This is a genomic window from Nitrosophilus labii, assembly GCF_014466985.1.
Classification (GTDB): Bacteria; Campylobacterota; Campylobacteria; order Campylobacterales; family Nitratiruptoraceae; genus Nitrosophilus_A; species Nitrosophilus_A labii.
In genome coordinates, this window is sequence record NZ_AP022826.1 from 1,673,476 (window position 1) to 1,691,868 (window position 18,393).

Annotated in this window: 18 protein-coding genes; 4 read left to right on the plus strand and 14 right to left on the minus strand. The window is 34.9% G+C overall.

Annotation, left to right across the window (positions count from 1 at the left end):
* Nucleotides 1-4 precede the first annotated feature (4 nt).
* Both NIL_RS08440 and NIL_RS08445 read right to left on the minus strand, forming a co-directional pair.
* Nucleotides 5-427 (minus strand): 2-thiouracil desulfurase family protein, encoded by a 423-nt coding sequence (locus NIL_RS08440; protein ID WP_187647337.1) that lies wholly within the window; start codon nt 425-427, stop codon nt 5-7.
* 33 nt (nt 428-460) lie between these two features.
* Nucleotides 461-1,879, minus strand: a complete 1,419-nt coding sequence (locus NIL_RS08445; RefSeq protein ID WP_187647338.1) for an aldehyde dehydrogenase family protein — start codon at nt 1,877-1,879, stop codon at nt 461-463.
* A gap of 207 nt (nt 1,880-2,086) precedes the next feature.
* On the opposite strand from NIL_RS08445, the gene ilvE reads away from it, so the two are divergent.
* The 4 genes from ilvE to NIL_RS08465 all read left to right on the plus strand — a co-directional run bounded on the left by ilvE (nt 2,087) and on the right by NIL_RS08465 (nt 5,966).
* Nucleotides 2,087-3,001 carry a branched-chain-amino-acid transaminase gene (ilvE, locus tag NIL_RS08450; protein WP_187647339.1) on the plus strand — a complete coding sequence of 305 codons (915 nt, stop codon included), beginning with the start codon at nt 2,087-2,089 and terminating at the stop codon, nt 2,999-3,001.
* 134 nt (nt 3,002-3,135) lie between these two features.
* On the plus strand, nt 3,136-4,191 hold the full coding sequence (locus NIL_RS08455; protein ID WP_187647340.1) for a prohibitin family protein: 1,056 nt from the start codon (nt 3,136-3,138) through the stop codon (nt 4,189-4,191).
* Between the two features lie 31 nt (nt 4,192-4,222).
* Nucleotides 4,223-4,897, plus strand: a complete 675-nt coding sequence (hisIE, locus tag NIL_RS08460; protein WP_187647341.1) for a bifunctional phosphoribosyl-AMP cyclohydrolase/phosphoribosyl-ATP diphosphatase HisIE — start codon at nt 4,223-4,225, stop codon at nt 4,895-4,897.
* Nucleotides 4,898-5,312: 415 nt separating this feature from the next.
* Nucleotides 5,313-5,966: a ribonuclease T2 family protein gene (locus NIL_RS08465; RefSeq protein WP_187647342.1), complete on the plus strand. Its 654-nt coding sequence runs from the start codon at nt 5,313-5,315 to the stop codon at nt 5,964-5,966.
* Between the two features lie 33 nt (nt 5,967-5,999).
* Here the strand turns inward: NIL_RS08465 and mnmL are convergent, their stop codons facing one another.
* From mnmL to rlmB, 12 genes are all read right to left on the minus strand, one after another.
* Entirely contained in the window at nt 6,000-6,950 is a 951-nt protein-coding gene (gene mnmL / locus NIL_RS08470; protein WP_187648627.1) for a tRNA modification radical SAM protein MnmL/YtqA, read from the minus strand.
* Nucleotides 6,951-7,019: 69 nt separating this feature from the next.
* Nucleotides 7,020-8,381, minus strand: a complete 1,362-nt coding sequence (purF, locus tag NIL_RS08475) for an amidophosphoribosyltransferase (protein ID WP_187647343.1) — start codon at nt 8,379-8,381, stop codon at nt 7,020-7,022.
* A gap of 102 nt (nt 8,382-8,483) precedes the next feature.
* Nucleotides 8,484-9,248 carry a 4-hydroxy-tetrahydrodipicolinate reductase gene (gene dapB / locus NIL_RS08480; protein WP_187647344.1) on the minus strand — a complete coding sequence of 255 codons (765 nt, stop codon included), beginning with the start codon at nt 9,246-9,248 and terminating at the stop codon, nt 8,484-8,486.
* Nucleotides 9,242-10,192, minus strand: coding sequence for a thioredoxin-disulfide reductase (gene trxB, locus NIL_RS08485; RefSeq protein ID WP_187647345.1), 951 nt, complete (start codon nt 10,190-10,192; stop codon nt 9,242-9,244). The genes dapB and trxB overlap by 7 nt, the downstream gene beginning before the upstream one ends.
* A 179-nt stretch (nt 10,193-10,371) precedes the next feature.
* A complete protein-coding gene (gene trxA, locus NIL_RS08490) occupies nt 10,372-10,692 on the minus strand; it encodes a thioredoxin (protein WP_187647346.1) in 321 nt (106 codons plus the stop codon).
* A 172-nt stretch (nt 10,693-10,864) separates the two neighbouring features.
* On the minus strand, nt 10,865-11,191 hold the full coding sequence (locus NIL_RS08495; RefSeq protein WP_187647347.1) for a YraN family protein: 327 nt from the start codon (nt 11,189-11,191) through the stop codon (nt 10,865-10,867).
* 51 nt (nt 11,192-11,242) lie between these two features.
* Entirely contained in the window at nt 11,243-13,297 is a 2,055-nt protein-coding gene (locus NIL_RS08500; RefSeq protein WP_187647348.1) for a molybdopterin oxidoreductase family protein, read from the minus strand.
* Between the two features lie 77 nt (nt 13,298-13,374).
* A complete protein-coding gene (locus tag NIL_RS08505) occupies nt 13,375-14,640 on the minus strand; it encodes a homoserine dehydrogenase (protein WP_187647349.1) in 1,266 nt (421 codons plus the stop codon).
* Between the two features lie 67 nt (nt 14,641-14,707).
* Nucleotides 14,708-15,919 carry an LL-diaminopimelate aminotransferase gene (locus NIL_RS08510; RefSeq protein WP_187647350.1) on the minus strand — a complete coding sequence of 404 codons (1,212 nt, stop codon included), beginning with the start codon at nt 15,917-15,919 and terminating at the stop codon, nt 14,708-14,710.
* Between the two features lie 11 nt (nt 15,920-15,930).
* Entirely contained in the window at nt 15,931-16,743 is an 813-nt protein-coding gene (locus NIL_RS08515; protein WP_187647351.1) for a hypothetical protein, read from the minus strand.
* Nucleotides 16,737-17,600 carry a hypothetical protein gene (locus tag NIL_RS08520; protein WP_187647352.1) on the minus strand — a complete coding sequence of 288 codons (864 nt, stop codon included), beginning with the start codon at nt 17,598-17,600 and terminating at the stop codon, nt 16,737-16,739. Before NIL_RS08520 ends, NIL_RS08515 begins: the two co-directional genes overlap by 7 nt.
* The gene (gene rlmB / locus NIL_RS08525; RefSeq protein WP_187647353.1) at nt 17,600-18,277 is read right to left on the minus strand and encodes a 23S rRNA (guanosine(2251)-2'-O)-methyltransferase RlmB; all 678 of its coding nucleotides are present in this window, start codon (nt 18,275-18,277) and stop codon (nt 17,600-17,602) included. Before rlmB ends, NIL_RS08520 begins: the two co-directional genes overlap by 1 nt.
* Nucleotides 18,278-18,393: the final 116 nt, after the last annotated feature.

Consider the following 18,393-nt stretch of genomic DNA (forward strand, 5'->3'; position numbering starts at 1 on the left):
AACACTATCTTTCGATAAACTTTGCTCTTTTATACCAAATTTTTAATTTTTTTGTAAAGACCCCAGTTGCAGTCTGGTTTAGAAGGTTGCAATCTTCATCATACACTTTCGCGCTACAAAGAGCACAACTAGGCGACTTTGACTTTAAATAGAATATTTTTATATCCGGATATGCCACAAAAAATCTTTTTGCTTCATTTTCCAAAAGAGGAGTATAGTCTTTAGAAGTTTCACTCCCTATAGCTTTTATTCCATATTTAGTTTCAAAAAGATCTATACTTTCTCTAGGAGCACCTAAAATATTGACTTCCGGACAAAAAGGAGCGATTCTAGTGCATTCAATATTTTTCAAAAGCTCCTCGTCCCTTTTGTCTCCTCCGTCATATCTGCAGTTTAGTCCCAATAAACAGGCACTAACGGCAATCATCGACTACCTTTTAATTTAAATCGATAAACATTTCTATAAAATCACCACAGATTTTATCTCCGTAAACTCCTCAATGGCAAACTTTGGTCCTTCTCGTCCAATCCCTGAAAGTTTAACGCCTCCATACGGCTGTATATCAAATCTAAGTGTAGGTATATCATTTATTACAACACCGCCTGCTTCGGCATCGTCGATAAATCTTTTAGTCAAACCTAGATCATTTGTAAAAATCGAAAACTGTAATCCATAAGGTGAATCGTTCATCTTTTTTATAGCCTCATCGTAGTTTTTAACTTTAACCAAACTTACAATAGGAGCAAAAACCTCTTCACAAACTATCTTCATATCATCAGTTACATCGGCTAATATTGCCGGATAAAAATACCTACCTTCCCTTTTTGGAGGCAAAATTGCTCTAGCACCGGCTTCAATAGCACTATTTACCCAGTTTTGGGCTCTAATCGCCGCATCTTCGTTTATCAAAGGCCCCATAAAAGTATCCGGTTCATAAGGATCGCCAACTTTTAGTTTTGAAGTCTCAGTAGCTAGTTTTTGCGCAAACTCCTCATAAATATCCTCGTGAACATAAATTCTTTGAAGGCTTATACAAACTTGACCGCTATTTACGAACGCTCCAACAGCACATCTACTAGCCGCATAAGATAGATCCGCACTTTTATCTATAAAAGTTGCCGCATTTCCTCCTAATTCTAAACTTATCTTTTTAATACCAGCGCTTTTAGTAATAATCTCTCCAACTTGAACGCTTCCCGTAAAACTTATCTTTCTTGGTATATCGCTTGTAACTAACGCGCTTCCAACTTCGGCGTCTCCATATACGACACTTAGCATATCAGCAATCGCATATTCGCTTTCAATAAATGTTTTAGCTAAAAGGTATCCCGTATATGGGGCTTCAGGCGTGGGTTTAAAAACAACGCTGTTTCCCGCAACTAATGCTGGTCCTAGTTTATGAGCCGCTAAATTTAGAGGAAAGTTAAAAGGTGTAATGGCAACCACTACGCCTACAGGAACTCTTTTATAAAAAGCCACACTTTTTTTACCGCTTGAAGTCGCGTCCGTATTTATGGTCTCTCCTACTAGATTAACGGCCGCTTCAGCGCTTAACTCCAATGTTTCAACGCACCTATCAACCTCTACTCTACTAAAAGTTATAGGTTTTCCTACCTCTTTTGTTATTGCTAAAGCGAATTCTTCTTTATCCTCTTTTATCTTTTTAGCCACATCTTTGATCCATTCTACTCTTTTAGCAAGAGTAAACTCTTTACTTTTTTCAAAAGCATCTTTGGCAATTTTTAAAGCTTTCTTGGCATCTTCAGCACTACACTTAGGAAAAATAGTAACAACTTGGTCGTTAAAAGGACTTTTTATCTCCCCTTTCTCCTCCTTACTCACCGGTACAGAACCATAATATATCTTTGCTTCTTGCATTACATACCCCTCTTCTGTTCGTTAAAATAATTAAAATTAATGCGTAATTAAATAGTTTTAATTACTTAACAACAAATTACTATCTATTTTAACCATATTATAATTTAATCAATATTTTGATAGACTTAAGCCCACTTTTAAGGTTGAAGATTGAAGGTTGAGATCTCAATCTTCTCCTTTTACTTTAAAAAAATCATGGAGAAATGGATGGAAAAAGCGAAATATATCTGGATGGATGGAGATTTTGTTGAGTGGGATGAGGCAAAAGTTCACGTTCTAACACACACTCTGCATTATGGAAACGGGGTTTTTGAAGGAACAAGAGCCTATAAAACCGATAATGGACTTGCGATTTTTAGATTAAAAGATCATACAAAAAGGCTTTTGAACTCCGCAAAAATAACGGTTATAAAATGCCCATATACATTAGAAGAACTAGAGAGAGCACAGATAGAGCTTTTAAGAAAGAACGATTTTAAATCAAATGTTTATATAAGACCTCTAATATATCTTGGTTATGGAATAATGGGACTCTATCACGTAAAAGCGCCGGTAAATGTAGCAATCGCCGCTTGGGAGTGGGGAAGCTATCTTGGAGATGATGGACTTGAAAATGGTATTAGAGTAAAAATCAGTTCATTTACTAGAAACTCTGTAAAATCAACTATGGGGAAAGCTAAAGCTGTAGCTAACTATCTAAACAGCCAAATGGCAAAATATGAAGCTCTAGAGGCCGGCTATGAAGAGGCTCTACTGCTTGATGAAGAAGGCTTTATAGCAGAAGGGAGCGGAGAGTGTTTCTTTATAGTCAGAGACGGGGTTTTGATCACTCCTCCTAACGATAATTCTCTTGAATCGATTACACAAGATACTGTTTTAAAAATAGCTGAAAAAAAAGGTATAAAGATTGAACGAAGAAGAATTACAAGAGATGAAGTGTATATTTGTGATGAAGCTTTTTTTACAGGTACCGCCGCAGAAGTAACACCTATAAAAGAGGTGGATGGAAGAGTCGTTGGAAACGGAAAAAGAGGAGAAGTTACAAGAGAGCTTCAAAGCGCATATTTTGATGTAGTATATGGAAGAGATAAAGATTTTGAGTATATGTTGACATATATTTAAATGAGCAGTTAAGTAGATGAGTGGTTGAGTGGTTAACTACTAAATCAGTTTAACCTTTTTAACTACTCAACTAACTTTAACCACTCAACCTGTTTAACCTTTTTAACCATTAAACTAAAACAAAAGGAGATCTAATGCCAGCCGATCTGAACGATTACTTTAAAAAGAAAAGAGATGAAGAGGATAACGACAATAACAATATGCCCGATTTTATAAAAGATTTTGGTAAAAAAGCCACATATATTTATGTGATTATAGTTCTGCTTGTTTTGATTGTTATAGCAAAACCGTACACTATTATAAACTCCGGTGAAGTGGGTATAAAAGTGACTGCGGGTAAATATGACCCAATCCCGCTAGAGCCCGGTATCCATTTTTATATCCCGGGAATTCAAAAAATCATAAAAGTTGATACCAAAGTTAGGATCATAAACTATAAAGCCGAACGCGACACGGCTTTTGGAAATGTAAACGCTGGAATTATAGAAAAACCTGCTATACAAGTTTTAGACGCCAGAGGACTTCCTGTATCCATAGACTTAACCGTTCAATATAAACTAAATCCTCAAGGGGCACCGCAAACCATAGCTACTTGGGGACTTGCTTGGGAAGAAAAGATCATAAATGCAGTTGTTAGAGAGGTAGTAAGAAACGTTGTCGGGCGCTATAAAGCAGAAGAGCTTCCTATAAAAAGAAACGAAATTGCAAAACTTATAGAGTCTCAAATAAGAGAAAAAATAAGTTCTTTGCCTAATAAACCTGTAGAACTGGTTGCAGTTCAGCTAAGAGAGATCTCTTTGCCTCCTAAAATAAAAGAGCAGATAGAGAGAGTACAGATAGCTAAACAGGAAGCGGAAAGAGTTAAATATGAAGTTGAAAGAGCAAGACAAGAGGCCGAAAAAAGAGCTGCATTAGCTAAAGGTGAAGCGGAAGCTAAAAAGATTAGAGCTCAAGGTGAAGCAGAAAAGATAATAATCGAAGCAAAGGCCAAAGCACAAGCAAACTTGGAAATCGGGAAAAGCATAACGCCTGAATTGTTGCGTCTTAAACAGTTAGAAGTTCAAGGTAAATTCAACGAAGCTCTAAAAACGAACAAAGATGCTAAGATCTTTCTTACTCCTGGTGGAGCTGTTCCTAATATTTGGATTGACGCAAAAGATAAACAAAAAGCTACATCGGCTCAAAGATAGGCATACGCCTTTTGAGCCATAAGGAAAACCGATGCAATTTGAGATAGATTGGCAAAAAAATCCTCTCATACCTGTAGTTGTACAAAACATAGAGACAAACGAAGTTTTAATGTTGGCTTATATGAACAAAGAGGCGTTAGATAAAACTCTCTCAACAGGCTATGCGCATTACTACTCAAGAAGTAGAGAAAAACTTTGGAAAAAGGGTGAAACAAGCGGAAATACCCAAGAGGTAAAAGAGATTTTTTTAGATTGCGATTCAGATACGATTTTGTTAAAAGTGAAACAAAAAGGGCCTGCTTGTCATACAGGAAGAAAAGCTTGCTTTTATAAAAACCTAAAAAACGCTCAAGTTATCTCTGAACCAGAAATTGAGCCTTCATTGATGTATGAAAATATTATAGATGTTCTTTACCATACAATTTTGGAAAAAAAAGAGAGCGATCCTGAAAAATCTTGGACGGCAAAACTTTTTAAAAAGGGTGAAAACACTATTTTAAAAAAAGTTGTTGAAGAGGCCGGAGAGTTCTGTTTTGCCGTAAAAGATAAAAATAAAAACGAGATAATATACGAATGTGCGGATCTTGTGTATCACTCTTTGGTAGCTCTAGCCTATTCAAACATATCACCCGAACTTGTTAAAAAAGAGCTTAGAAGAAGATTTGGAGTAAGCGGAATAGAAGAGAAAAGGAGTAGAAAAGAGTAGATATTGGATATTGTAAAGAGGTTTGATTTTAATGTATTGAGACCTCTGAAAAATTACAAATTGAACGAAGGATTTGAAATTTTAGCTTGAAAATTTTATGTTCGCCAAAAGGCTAAAAAAGTGCGCTTGTTTAGCACTTTTTAATAAAATTTACAAGCGTTAGTTTTACTAAAAATTTCAACTCTCCTGAGTGAAATTTTGTAATTTGTCAGAGCATTCTATTAATAAAACTCTCTAAAAATTTCAAATTGAACGAAGACTTTTTTTCTCGCTTCACCGCGAGGCTTTAGTTTCGCTAACGCTCAAACACTAGCCAAACAGAAGTCGTCTTCGGTTTGGCTAGTTTTAAAATTTAAAACTAAAAAATTTTTGACTCTTTTATCCTCATTAAACAAATAAAAAAGGGATTATACGGATGAAAAAAGTTATACTTTTTTTACTTTTGACAATTGCTGCTATAGCAAATGAATATGTATTAGCGATCCAGTGGTTTCCTTCTGTTTGTAAAGTAAAAAACTATAAAGAGTGCCAAAGACCTTTACCGTTTTGGCGTTCAAACTTCACTCTCCATGGATTATGGCCTAAAAAAAAGTATTGTAACGTTTCGGCTAGAGAAAAGATTTTAGACAAAAAGAGAGAGTGGCAAAAGATACCGCTTAAAATATCCCCTTATCTTAGTGAACTTATAGCTACCTATATGCCAGGATATATCTCCGGACTTCATAAACATGAATGGGTAAAACATGGCTCATGTTATAGCAAGAGTCCCGAAAAATACTTTTTAGATGCAATCTCTTTGGTATCACAGTTAAACACATCAAAAGTCAAAGAGTTTTTTTTAAAAAATAGAGGCAAAAGAGTCCAGACTCTCAAAATAAGAAAAGTTTTCGATAAAGAGTTTGGTGAAGGAAGCGGCAAAAAAGTAAAATTTATCTGTAAAAATGGGTATCTAACCGAACTTAGAATCAATCTTAAAGGTAAAATCGTTCCAAATACTTCTATATACGATCTTTTGCAAAACTCCAAAAAAAGCTCTATAGGTTGCAAAATAGGATTAATTGCTAGATAAATTAAGGCATCTGAAAAATATCCAAAAAGAGGGTTAATAAGTGATACCCTCTTTTTTGAGTGCCTCTTTAATATCTCTCATCTGCATATTTTTATCGCTGCACCATTTTGGAGCCAAAAGTGTAGAGTCTCCTATACCTGCCGTAACTCTTTGAACTATTAAATCTTCTGGAAGAAGTTTAAATGCTTCTACCAAAGTATCTATATAATCTTCTTTAGTAATAGGAGAAAATTTTCCTTTTAAAAAGTCTACGGCCAAAGCCGTATTTTTAACAACATATAAAGGGTGTATTTTGATAGAGTCTATACCCCACTCTACCGATTTTTCTACGGTTTTTAACATCATATCTCTGTTTTCGTCCGGAAGTCCAAAGATCACATGACCGCAAACTTTCAAGCCTTTGTCTTTGCTCTTTTTTATCCAGTATTCCACATTTTTGCTATCATGGCCTCTGTTTATCTTTTTAAGTGTCTCATCAAAAACAGATTGGATGCCATACTCTATCCATATATCATAATTTTTGTCTAACTCTTTTAAATAGTCTAAAATCCCATCATTTACACTATCGCTTCTAGTACCTATACTAAGACCAATACAATCATCCATAGATAAAGCTTTTTCGTAAAGGGCTCTTAGTGTCTCAATGGGTGCGTATGTATTTGTAAAGGCTTGAAAATAGGCTAAAAATTTTTCATATCCTAGTTTTTCATACCTTTTTTTAGTCGCTTGGTATTGAAACTCTATCTCTAAAAGCTGTTTTTGAAGAATAGGATTATCTTTTGATGCAGGATTTAGATAAAACTTTTTACTACTTTTTGAGAGATTAGGACTAAACGATTCATTCTCACAAAAAGTACATCCACCTTTTGCCACGGTTCCGTCTATATTTGGACAAGTAAATCCAGAAATACCGAGAGGAATCTTTTTAACTCTCTTTTTGATAAGTTTTTTGTAATATCTTCCAAAAGTCAAAACTGTTCTCACTCTTTCCCCATTTTCCCCAAGTTTTATAGGGAAAATACCATTTTCAAATCTTTTTGTCAACAAATTACCTTATTCGTTTTTATTTGGCACCGGATAATTTCCGTCAAAACATCCTAAGCAGTAACTTAAATCATTGCCTACACTTTTTATCAATCCTTCAATGGTAAGATAAGCTAATGAGTCAGCACCGATATACTCTCTTATCTTTTCGGTATCCATTTGTGATGCTATAAGCTCTTCTTTACTTGGCGTATCTACACCGTAAAAACAAGGTCCAGTAGTTGGAGGTGAGCTTATTCTCATATGAACCTCTTTGGCCCCCGCCTCTTTTAATATATTTACAATCTTTCTGCTGGTTGTTCCTCTTACGATACTATCATCTATCACTACAAGTCTTTTTCCATCAATCAACTCTTTAATAGGATTTAGTTTCATTTTCACTTTTAAGTCTCTAATCTCTTGAGTAGGCTCGATAAAAGTTCTTCCCACATAGTGATTTCTAATAATTCCAAGTTCAAAAGGTATACCACTCTCTTCACTATATCCTAATGCGGCGGCAACTCCACTATCAGGAACCGGAACCACCATATCGACTTCAACGGGAAATTCTCTTGCAAGCTCTCTACCCATCTCTTTTCTGGCTTTATACACGCTTTTTCCAAATATATAACTATCTGGTCTTGCAAAATAGATAAATTCGAAAATACATTTATGCGGTGTAGGTTCAAAAACCTGTATACTTCTTGGCTCTTTACCCTTTTCAAAAACCACCATCTCACCAGGTCTAATATCTCTTATATATCTAGCACCAATAAGATCGAAAGCGCATGTTTCACTAGCTACTACGTAACCATCACCTAGTTTTGCTATGGAGAGGGGTCTAAAACCGTGAGGGTCACGAATAGCAAACATCTTTTTTCGGCTTAAAAATATCATAGAATAAGCACCCTCTATCTGTTTGACCGAATCAATAATCCTGTCATATAGGTACTCTTTATCGCTTCTAGCTATGAGGTGTATAAGGTTTTCAGTATCCATAAAGGTTTGAAAAATTGCACCCTCTTTTATCAATCTTTTTCTAACCTCTTTTGAGTTTGTCAAGTTTCCATTGTGAACAACGGCAATTTGCCCTAAGTCGTATCTTGCAAAAATAGGCTGAGCATCCAAAATAGACTCTTCCCCTGCAGTAGAGTATCGTGTATGTCCCACTGCACTATCGCCTATCAACTTTTTAAGCTTTTTTTCATCAAAAACTTGTGTTACAAGACCTCTATCTTTTGTAAGATAGATTCTCTCTCCATCACTACTAGCTATTCCCGCTGCTTCTTGACCTCTATGCTGCAGTGAAAAAAGAGCAAAGTACGCATATCTTGAAGCATCTGGTACATTAAAAATACCTACTACGGAACATTTTTCATTCAATGAAAACAACTTTCCATCCTTTTTTTGTTTGTTAAAATAGTTAAACTTGGTTGAGTGGTTAAAAAGGTTAAATTGGCCGAGCAGTTAAACTACTCAACCACTCAACAAAAACTAAATACCAAGACAATCATAAATACTATAAAATCCGGGTTCTTGAGAAACAATCCACTTTGCCGCCTTTATAGCTCCTTTCGCAAATGTATCTCTACTAGTAGCGGTATGATTTAGCTCTAAAAATTCGCCATCGTTGTAAAATCCTACAGTATGTCTTCCAACGATATCTCCGCCTCTAAGAGCAAAAACTCCTATCTCATCTTTTGATCTTTGGCCTATATTTCCGTTCCTTCCGCTAACTCTCACTTTATCAAGTTCAAGTCCTCTAGCACGTGCGGCATGTTCGGCTAATGTTAAAGCCGTTCCACTTGGAGCATCTTTTTTATATCTGTGATGCATCTCTACTATCTCTATGTCAAACTCTCTAAGTTTTTTAGAAGCCATTTCGACAAGCCTATTTAAAACAGCTATTCCCAAAGACATATTAGTAGCATAAAGAAGAGGTATCTTTTTAGATGCTTCTTTCATCAAATTTAGCTGATGCTCGCTTAGTCCAGTTGTACCGCTTACTATCGGTTTAGGAGTTTGTAGAGCCTTCTCAAGAAGAGCCTCCGTACCTTCAGGAAGCGTAAAATCTATAACAACATCACAACTTTTCAACAAAGTATCTATATCATTAGTAACAATCGCGCCAGGAACCTCAATCTCAATTCCTTCCAAAACATGGACGCAAGAAACTTTAGCCTCTGTATCATTTTTTAGATTTTTAATCAAAAGTGTGCCGACTCTTCCACTTCCTCCATACACTCCAACATTTAACATGGTTTTACTTCTCCTATATGTTCAATATATCCTATAGCATTTATAGCTGCCGTAGCCCCATCTCCGGCAGCACAAACAACCTGTTTTGATGCATGTTCTCTTATATCTCCAGCAGCAAAAAGTCCGGGAATATCGGTTCGCATTCTAAGATCAACTATAACTTCGCCCCATTGATTAACGCTACACAAAAAACTTCCGTCTTCTTGTTTTAAAACTTCATTGTTTACATTCATACCGACAAAAACGAAAATTCCTGGAACTTTTAAATCTATCTCTTTCCTATTTTGCTCCAAAATAAGCCCTTGAAGACCCATAACATCGCCATACGCTTTTTTTATAGTAGTATTTAATATAAATTCTATTTTAGGATTGTTTTTAGCTCTCTCAACAGTAGCAGGCGCAGCTCTAAAACTATCTCTTCTATGGATTAAATAAACTTTGGAACATATATTGGATAGATAGATAGCTTCCTCTAACGCAGTGTCTCCTCCACCCAAAACGGCCACTTCTTTATCTTTATAAAAAAAACCGTCACAAGTAGCACAAGTACTTACACCTTTTCCGAAAAACTCATCCTCTCCTTCGAAGCCGGCTCTTTTTGGCGTACTTCCGGTAGCAACTATTACTGCTTTAGCTTGAACTTTTCTACCGCTTAAAAGTTCTAATGCAAAAGTTCCGTTACACTCTCTAACTATCCTTTTTACCTCTTCCATCTCATGTTTAAGTCCAAATTTCATACACTGCTTTGGCCAGCACTCCATAAGTTCCATACCGGTAACTACTTCACAAACCCCAGGATAGTTTTCCACTTCGCTCGATTGAGTTATCTGGCCACCCGGCATACCCTTTTCAAACATAACAACATCTTTTAGTCCGCCTCTTGTGGCATAAAGCCCGGCTGTCAAGCCTGCTGGTCCGCCTCCAACAATCGCTAAATCCAACATTTTAATTCCTTTAAAGTTATAAAGCAAAATTGCAAGCCAAAGAGATTACGATTCTTTGTTTACGTTAACCAAAATCTTATTAAAAAGAGGCTTTAAAAGGGATAAAATTTTTATTGAGGATAGAAGATAAAGAGTTCTACTCTTTGTAGATTAAAAAGCGGGGAAAAACCCGCTTTTATTTAGCCAAGTAATGCGTCTAGTTTTTGTTTGAAAACATCTTTGCTAGCTGCACCAACCATCTGATCGGCAAGTTGTCCATCTTTAAAGAACAAAATAGTAGGAATAGATCTTATTCCAAATCTAATCGCTATATCTTGCTCTTCATCTGTGTTAACTTTACAGATTTTTGCTTTACCGTCATACTCTTCAGCCAACTCATCTATAATAGGAGCTATCATTCTACAAGGTCCACACCAAGGAGCCCAAAAATCAACAAGCACTACACCATCTTTGATAGTTTCATCAAAATTTGAAGCGTTTAATTCTATATATTTTCCCATAATTTCTCCTTTAAATTTATAAATCTGTTTACATTTTTTGCAAACGAACAATATTATACACATTTAAATCTTTAAATATCATTACATATAACAATGGATGAAAAGTTGTTTGGAATTGGGAAGTAAGAGTTTATAAATAAGCCATTATTATAGGTATTATTAAAAATAAATTTTAAACGGTTACGTTTTCCAAAAACTCAATATCACCATTTTTTATAATTATTGCATCAATTTGATAAGGAAAATCTACTCTTTTTTTCATCATAAAAAAATTTAACGTCTTTAAAATTTTTTGAAGTTTTCTAGGAGTAAGATTATATATCGGTTCAAAGTTTATAGCGCTTTTTACTTCGATAATATGTAAAACATCATCTTTTATGGCAATAATATCTATCTCGCCAAATTTTGAGTAAAAATTTCTTTCAATTATCCTAAAACCTAAATTTTTCAAATATCTACACGCTTTTTCTTCAGCCTCGTTTCCTTTGTTTCTGTTCAAGAAAGTCCTTTAGTGACGGGTAATCAGTGATGAGTGATTAGTAATTACTGTTCACTCTATCTTAACTTTTACAGATTTAAACCTTGCAGTTTTAACAAACTCGTCCGCTTCATCACCAAATAGATAATTTATATGACTTTTTGCATGATGAAAAGTTACATAAAGAGTCCCTCTTTTTAATGCTTTGGAAAATTTTATCTTTAAGGGTTTGCTTTTTCCGTATTTGGAAACTAAAATAACTTTCTCTTTTCCTTCAAAATAAGCCTTATCTTTAACGCTTACTAGCAATATATCTTCTTTATGTCTTTTAGCCAAACTTTCACAGGCATTGGTTTGAGCGGCGTTATTGTAGTGTGTAATGATTCTGCCTGTTGTTAAATAAAAGTGGGGATCTTTTTTATTCATTAACTCTTTTACCATACCTCTTAATTTATACTTATGATATCTAAAATGTCCGTACCCATCTTTTGTCCTAAAAACTTTTTCATGTAGTATTGGAGTATCATTTTCAAACACGGGCCACTGAAGTCCTCTTAAAGGCTCTTTTTGGAGTTTTTCATAACTTGCTCCGCTAAATCTATCACTCGCTACGCTTCTTACCTCATCCCAAATATCTTTTGAATCTTTATAATCAAAATCGGCGCCAAGTCTTTTTGCAATTTCGGTTATAATCTCCCAATCATCAGGAAGATCTGACTTTATAAGAGGCTGTGAAAGATGCAGTCTTCTTTCAGCATTTACATAGACTCCAACTTTTTCGTACGCACTTTTAACGCCAAAGATTATATGGGCATATTTCGTTATCTCATTTGGGAAAATTTCACTAACTATTAAAAATTCAAGCTTTTTCAATGCTTTATGAATTTTGTTTTGATTTGGATGTATATGAGCGATATCCTCTCCCATATTGAATATTGCTTTTATTTTCCCTTTAATTATGGCATCAATGATGTCGGGAGTCATCAACCCTATAGCTTCTGGAGTTTTATAATCTGGCAGATAGTATGGCAAACACCCCATATCACAGGTTCCTTGTACATTGTTCTGACCGCGAAGAGGCATCAAGCCAGCACCTTTTCTGCCTATATTGCCCGTAAGCAAAGCCAAATGGGTTAAAGCCATAACCGCATAACTACCATCAAGATGCTCCGTAACTCCCAATCCCCATAAAATAAGCGTTTTTTTGTGAGAGATAAGATAGGCTAAATCTTCTATCTTTTTTGGAAGCTCCTCATATCCTCTTATATGAGCTAAAATCTCTGGATTTGCAAACTCATCATTCAATATCGATTTTCTATACTCTTGAAAACCTTTTGTTCTTTTTTCTATAAATTCCCTATTTTCCCAACCATTTTTTAAAATCACATACGCTAGCATATTGAAAATCATCAAATTTGATTCGTATGGAATGGAGAGATGATTTTTGGCAAATTTAGATAGAGTTATCTTCCTTACGTCTATAACATTTAGTGTTACTCCTTTTTTTATCACTTCTAAAATTCTGTTGGCCACTATAGGATGAGCTTCAGTGGTATTGGAGCCGATAACTACAATATTCTCTGTTTCGTAAATATCGTCAAAAGGATTTGTAGCGGCCCCCTCGCCTATTGTGGCTCTCATACCTTTAAGACTCGGCGAATGACAGACTCTAGCACAGTTATCCACATGAGGCGAACCTATAACCTCTCTTGTAAATTTTTGGAAAAGATAACTACTCTCGCAACTTGTTCTTGCTCCACCTATCGCCGCAAAAGAAAAAGAAGAGTTTTTTTCTATAATCTCTTTTATCTTTTTTGCGGCTATATCGTAGGCTTTTTCAAATGGAAGCGTATAAAAATCGCTATCAAAAACTTTTAGATAATCTTTGACTTCTTCAAACAATTCGGGATTTTCTTTTAAAAAACTTCTTCTAACATAAGAATTTCTTAGTCTTTGCGGACTATATAGATACTCATAACCGTATTTGCCTTTTATGCAGAGTTTGCCTCTGCTAACGACTCCCTCTTCTTTTGCAAAAATCTTGATTATTTGATTTTCTTCGACTTCGGCACTGATATCACATCCTACACCGCAATAGGTGCAAACAGAATCTACTACTTTAGCCACTTTCGCTCCAAATCAACTTCAGTATCGTTTCAAAAATATTAGCCTATATGATATGACTTTATACTAATAAGAAAAAATTAATTTTCTTCTATCCTCATCATAAAAGGTTTTTCCTCGATAAAATCTTGATTTTTAAGCTCGTTTAGAGCTTTTTGAATATCTTTTTCCAAACACTCATGTGTAGAAAGAAGGAGATTGGCCGTATTTTTTGTTTTTGGTTTTTGAAGCATAGACTCTATAGATATCTGATGCTCGCCGAAAAGCTGTGCTATCTTGGCAAGTATTCCTGGTCTATCCTGCACTGCTACTCTTAGATAGTATTTTACTCTTATCTCATCGTTACTTGCTAGCGTCATACCACTTTCAAGAGGTCGTTTAAATCCAAGCATTGGAGAGCATTTTCCTCCTCTTGCGATATCTATAAGATTTGATACAACGGCACTTGCCGTTGCATCTCCTCCAGCACCAGGCCCATAATACATCGTCTCTCCCACAAAATCTCCTATGACGCTAATACCATTCATAACACCGTCAACTTTAGCTATCATTTCATCTTTTGAAATCAAAACTGGATGTACTCTAAGTTCTACTTGATTGGCTCTTTTTTTAGCAATTGCAAGAAGTTTTATAGCGTAACCAAATTCAGAGGCAAAAGCGAAATCCAAAGAAGAGATCTCTTTTATACCTTCTATCAAGATATCTTCAGGTTTGGCGTCAATTCCATAAGCGATACTTGCCAAAATAAGAAGCTTATGTGCCGCATCGTAACCTTCTACGTCAAAAGTCGGATCGGCTTCAGCGTATCCAAGCTCTTGCGCCTCTTTTAAAACAGGTTCAAAATCTACGCCCTCTTTGGCCATTTTTGTCAATATAAAATTGCAAGTGCCGTTCATAATGCCTTTGATAGCTTCAATATGGTTGGCGCTTAGCCCCTCTCTTAAAGCTTTTATGATAGGAATTCCCCCTGCAACACTTGCTTCAAACTCAAAAGGTATATCTTCGGCTAGATTTTGAAGCTCGTATCTATGATATGCCAATAGCGCTTTATTAGCGGTTACTACCGCCTTTTTATTTTTCAAAGCTCTCTTTACCACATCGTAAGCCTCGTCAACCCCACCCATCAGCTCAACTACAACATCGATACCTGGATCATCCGTTATCTCGTAAGGATTGTCTGTCAAAGCGATATCAACATCTCTTTTTTTGTTAAGATTTCTCACAGCGCCTTTTACTACAACAATCTCTTTTCCAGCCCTAGCGCTTATAATATCTCTATTTTTTTGCAATATCTTAACAACACTCTCTCCTACTGTTCCTACGCCTATGATTCCGATTTTTATCATAACTCCTACCTTTTTTGTAAATCATAATTTTTTCACAAACGGCAAAATGATATTTAGTTTTATAAAATTAGCTGCGATAATCTTTCAAAAATTTTTTAATATTTCTTGCTGCTTGTCTGATCCTCTTTTCATTTTCTATAAGAGCAATTCTCACATAATTTTCCCCATACTCCCCAAAACCCACACCTGGACTTACAGCAACTTTTGCTTCAGTTAAAAGTTTTTTACTAAACTCAAGACTGCCTATCTTTTCAAACTCTTTAGGGATTTTTGCCCATACAAACATAGTAGCTTTAGGTTTTGATATCTGCCAACCTGCTCTTGAAAAACTCTCTATCAAAACATCCCTTCTCTTTTCATATTTGCTTCTAATCTCTTCTACACAATCTTGAGGACCGTTCAAAGCTACGGTAGCGGCAACCTGTATAGGAGTGAACATTCCGTAATCTATCCAGCTTTTTATCTTTTGCAACGCACCTACAAGTTTTTTGTTACCAACTATAAAACCTACTCTCCAACCGGCCATATTGTAACTTTTAGAGAGTGTAAAACTCTCGATTGCCACATCTTTTGCACCATCTACCTGTAAAATTGACGGAGTTTTATATCCGTTGAAAGTAAGATCGGCATAAGCAATATCACTCAATATATAAAACCTCTCTTTTTTGGCAATTTTAACCAGCTCTTTGTAAAACTCAAGAGTTACGGTAGCTGTTGAAGGATTGTGCGGAAAGTTAACAACTAGATATTTTGGCTTTGGAAAAGCATCATTTAACGCTTGATGAAGATTTTTAAAAAACTGCTCCTCATCCACCTCATAATTTTCATCAAAAGGAAGCTTCATCTTCTGAACACTTCCGCCTGCCAAAATAAACGCATAAGAGTGGATAGGGTATGTTGGGTCAGGTACTATTGCCACATCACCGGGATTAGTAATCGCCTGAACAAGATGGACATATCCCTCTTTGCTTCCCATCGTAGCTACCGCCTCATATTCAGGGTCAAGAGCAACAGAGTATCTTCTTTCATACCAATTGCAAATAGCGAGTCTAAGTTTATAGATGCCTTTACTTGCGCTATATCCGTGATTTTTAGGTTTTTGAGCAGACTCTATAAGTTTATCTATGATATGTTTTGGTGCCGGACCATCAGGATTTCCCATACTGAAATCTATAATATCTTCTCCGGCCCTTCTTGCAGCCATTTTGATCTCATTTACAGCGGCAAACACATATTTTGGAAGTCTATCTATTTTGTTAAATCTTATTTCTTCAAACATATTTTTCCCTTTTATTCCAATGTCACTCTAAGACCATACTTTATATTGCTCAGAGTAAAAATATCTGAAATTTTAATATAATATGCGTTTGCTGGCAAATAAAAAACCAACCAGTCGGTTTTCCTCTTTTTTTTGTAGATTTTTAAAACATGAAGATTTTTATCATAAATAGTTACTTTTGGATACCATCTATTACCACCGTAACTAGCAATAGAGATTTTTTTGCCCTCTTTGACTATCAACCAGTAATCATTAAGCGGCTTTTTTAAACGTATCTTCTCATTTAGCAAAAGCTTAGTCGCATTTAACCGGGCATTATCTACATTTATAACGTATCTCCATGTACTCTCGTCTTCTCTTACTATATCTAAAACTTCACATCCGTTTTTTATTAAAAATTGACTAAAAATTTCCGGATCGAGCGTATATTCCGATACAAAAGAGATTTTCCATCCAAAAGCATTTTCATCATATCTTATTTCATCGCTCATAAAATAGTAATACCCCAAATTTCTCAAATTATCTTCAATTATTTTCATAAACAGTACCGGATTGGAGTTTGTCTCAAACGTTATATGGTTTTTCTTAGGTGAATCAAAAAATAGATTTAAAAGCCCGTTCTCTTTTAAATTTTTGATAACTTTTATCATATCCACCTTGTTTTCACACAGATAATAATCTTCTCTGTTTTGGAAAATCTTTTTTATAAGCTTATAGTGTTTTTCATAAGTTATTTCACTTACGAGACTTTTTATCTTATCCTCTAAAAGATCGCCATAAGAGAGTTTGATTATAAATATAAAAATAAAAAAGACTCTTACCAACTTTTCCCTCGATTATATTTTTTAAAAGTTTGCAAATCTATTTTTTCTAAATCTCCCGCTTTGTAGATAAATCTTAATCTATTTTTATCACTATATTCCGTTACATTTCCATCTTTTTCTATTTCCAGATAGCCATGGCCTGTAACTATAAGCTGATCTCTTGTAGTATTTAGCTCAATAGCAGAAGAGGTGAGATAATTTTTTTTAGAGTAATCGTCTAGATAAATTATACCTACCCATATTTTTTGTTTAGGTATAAGTATAATTGAAGGCAAAACAGCCTCTTTAGGCTTTTCTTCTTTTGTAGATTTGGCTTTAAGAAGGCTTTTTTCTTCTAAATCTTCTTGTTTAAAAGTTTTATTTTCATCGCTCTTTTTTGATTCTATAGATTTTTGAGTCTCGTTTTTATCTTCATTTTTATTTGAGGTCTCATTTTTCTCTAAAAACATTTTTTCTTTATCATCTTTTTTATCAAGATTTTGAGTAGTAAGACTCTTTTGTTGCGTAAAAAATAGCAGCGCTATAAAAAGCATGGCAATTATAACTAACGCAAAAATAGGAAATTTTTTAGATTTTTGAAAACTTTTGTTTGAATTTAACTCTTTTTTTTCTATATTTTCTAAATCTTTTACACTCTTTTCGCTTTTTTGAGAAAAATAGCTTTCTATCTCTTTTTTAAGTTCGCTCAAATCAAAATCGAACTCTCTTTCAATAATCTTTACAAAACCGAGAGCTTTTAGTCTGTCAAACTTGGAAAAATCTTTGTTTAAAATGGCTCTTAGATGCTTTCTTGCGATAAATGTCTTACTATATAACTCCTCTATATCTATATTTTTTAGTTTTTCAAAATCACTCATTATCTCATCCTATCAATCAATATAGCAGCAGCGGCACTAACATTTAAAGAATCAAAATCTCTCTCCATCTCTATTTTTACTTTTATATCGCTCTTTTTACAAAGTTTTTGAGGAACCCCCTCTCCCTCACTTCCCAAAATTAAGACCTTTTTCCCTTCAAAACTCACTTTTCTTACATCTATCCCGCTAAAAGATGTTGCGTAAATAACAAATTTTTGCATTTTTAGCTCATTTACCAATTCATAGGCGTTTTGATATAAAACTATAGGTATATCTAATGCAGCCCCGCTGCTAGTTCTGATAAAACCTTCTGGTTTCATCTGTTTTACGTTTGAAATTACCACGGCGTCAACGCCTAACACATAAGAGGTTCTTATGATAGAGCCGATATTTCCTACGTCTGTCACCTTATAAAGTAACACTATAAAATCCGCTTCTTTCAAACATTTTTTATCGGCGTATTTAAAATCTTCAATTTCTAGTAAAAAACCTTGATGATTACCTCCATGGGCTAAACTTTGAGCTTTTTTATTGTCTATACTCTGTATAGGAACGCCAAGCCTTTTAACTTCTTTGAAAATTTTTTCATCAACTTTTTTTGAAAAAAAGACTCTTTTAATAAGTTTAGAATGTCTGTTTAGGATATAAAAAAATATCTGTTTACCATATACTATCATAGGCCGATTGTAGCTTTTTATTACTTATTGAAAGATTAAATTGGTTGAGTGAATGAGTAGTTAAGTGGCTTAGAGGGTGTGGGTGTGAATGCTGAGCCGATAGTCGTTAGTCGTTA

Excerpts from the sequence above, each read along its gene's own strand:
- NIL_RS08440 (WP_187647337.1), bottom strand. The coding sequence starts at position 427 with ATGATTGCCGTTAGTGCCTGTTTATTGGGACTAAACTGCAGATATGAC.
- NIL_RS08445 (WP_187647338.1), bottom strand. The coding sequence starts at position 1,879 with ATGCAAGAAGCAAAGATATATTATGGTTCTGTACCGGTGAGTAAGGAG.
- ilvE (WP_187647339.1), top strand. The coding sequence starts at position 2,087 with ATGGAAAAAGCGAAATATATCTGGATGGATGGAGATTTTGTTGAGTGG.
- NIL_RS08455 (WP_187647340.1), top strand. The coding sequence starts at position 3,136 with ATGCCAGCCGATCTGAACGATTACTTTAAAAAGAAAAGAGATGAAGAG.
- hisIE (WP_187647341.1), top strand. The coding sequence starts at position 4,223 with ATGCAATTTGAGATAGATTGGCAAAAAAATCCTCTCATACCTGTAGTT.
- NIL_RS08465 (WP_187647342.1), top strand. The coding sequence starts at position 5,313 with ATGAAAAAAGTTATACTTTTTTTACTTTTGACAATTGCTGCTATAGCA.
- dapB (WP_187647344.1), bottom strand. The coding sequence starts at position 9,248 with ATGTTAAATGTTGGAGTGTATGGAGGAAGTGGAAGAGTCGGCACACTT.
- trxB (WP_187647345.1), bottom strand. The coding sequence starts at position 10,192 with ATGTTGGATTTAGCGATTGTTGGAGGCGGACCAGCAGGCTTGACAGCC.
- trxA (WP_187647346.1), bottom strand. The coding sequence starts at position 10,692 with ATGGGAAAATATATAGAATTAAACGCTTCAAATTTTGATGAAACTATC.
- NIL_RS08505 (WP_187647349.1), bottom strand. The coding sequence starts at position 14,640 with ATGATAAAAATCGGAATCATAGGCGTAGGAACAGTAGGAGAGAGTGTT.
- NIL_RS08510 (WP_187647350.1), bottom strand. The coding sequence starts at position 15,919 with ATGTTTGAAGAAATAAGATTTAACAAAATAGATAGACTTCCAAAATAT.
- NIL_RS08520 (WP_187647352.1), bottom strand. The coding sequence starts at position 17,600 with ATGAGTGATTTTGAAAAACTAAAAAATATAGATATAGAGGAGTTATAT.
- rlmB (WP_187647353.1), bottom strand. The coding sequence starts at position 18,277 with ATGATAGTATATGGTAAACAGATATTTTTTTATATCCTAAACAGACAT.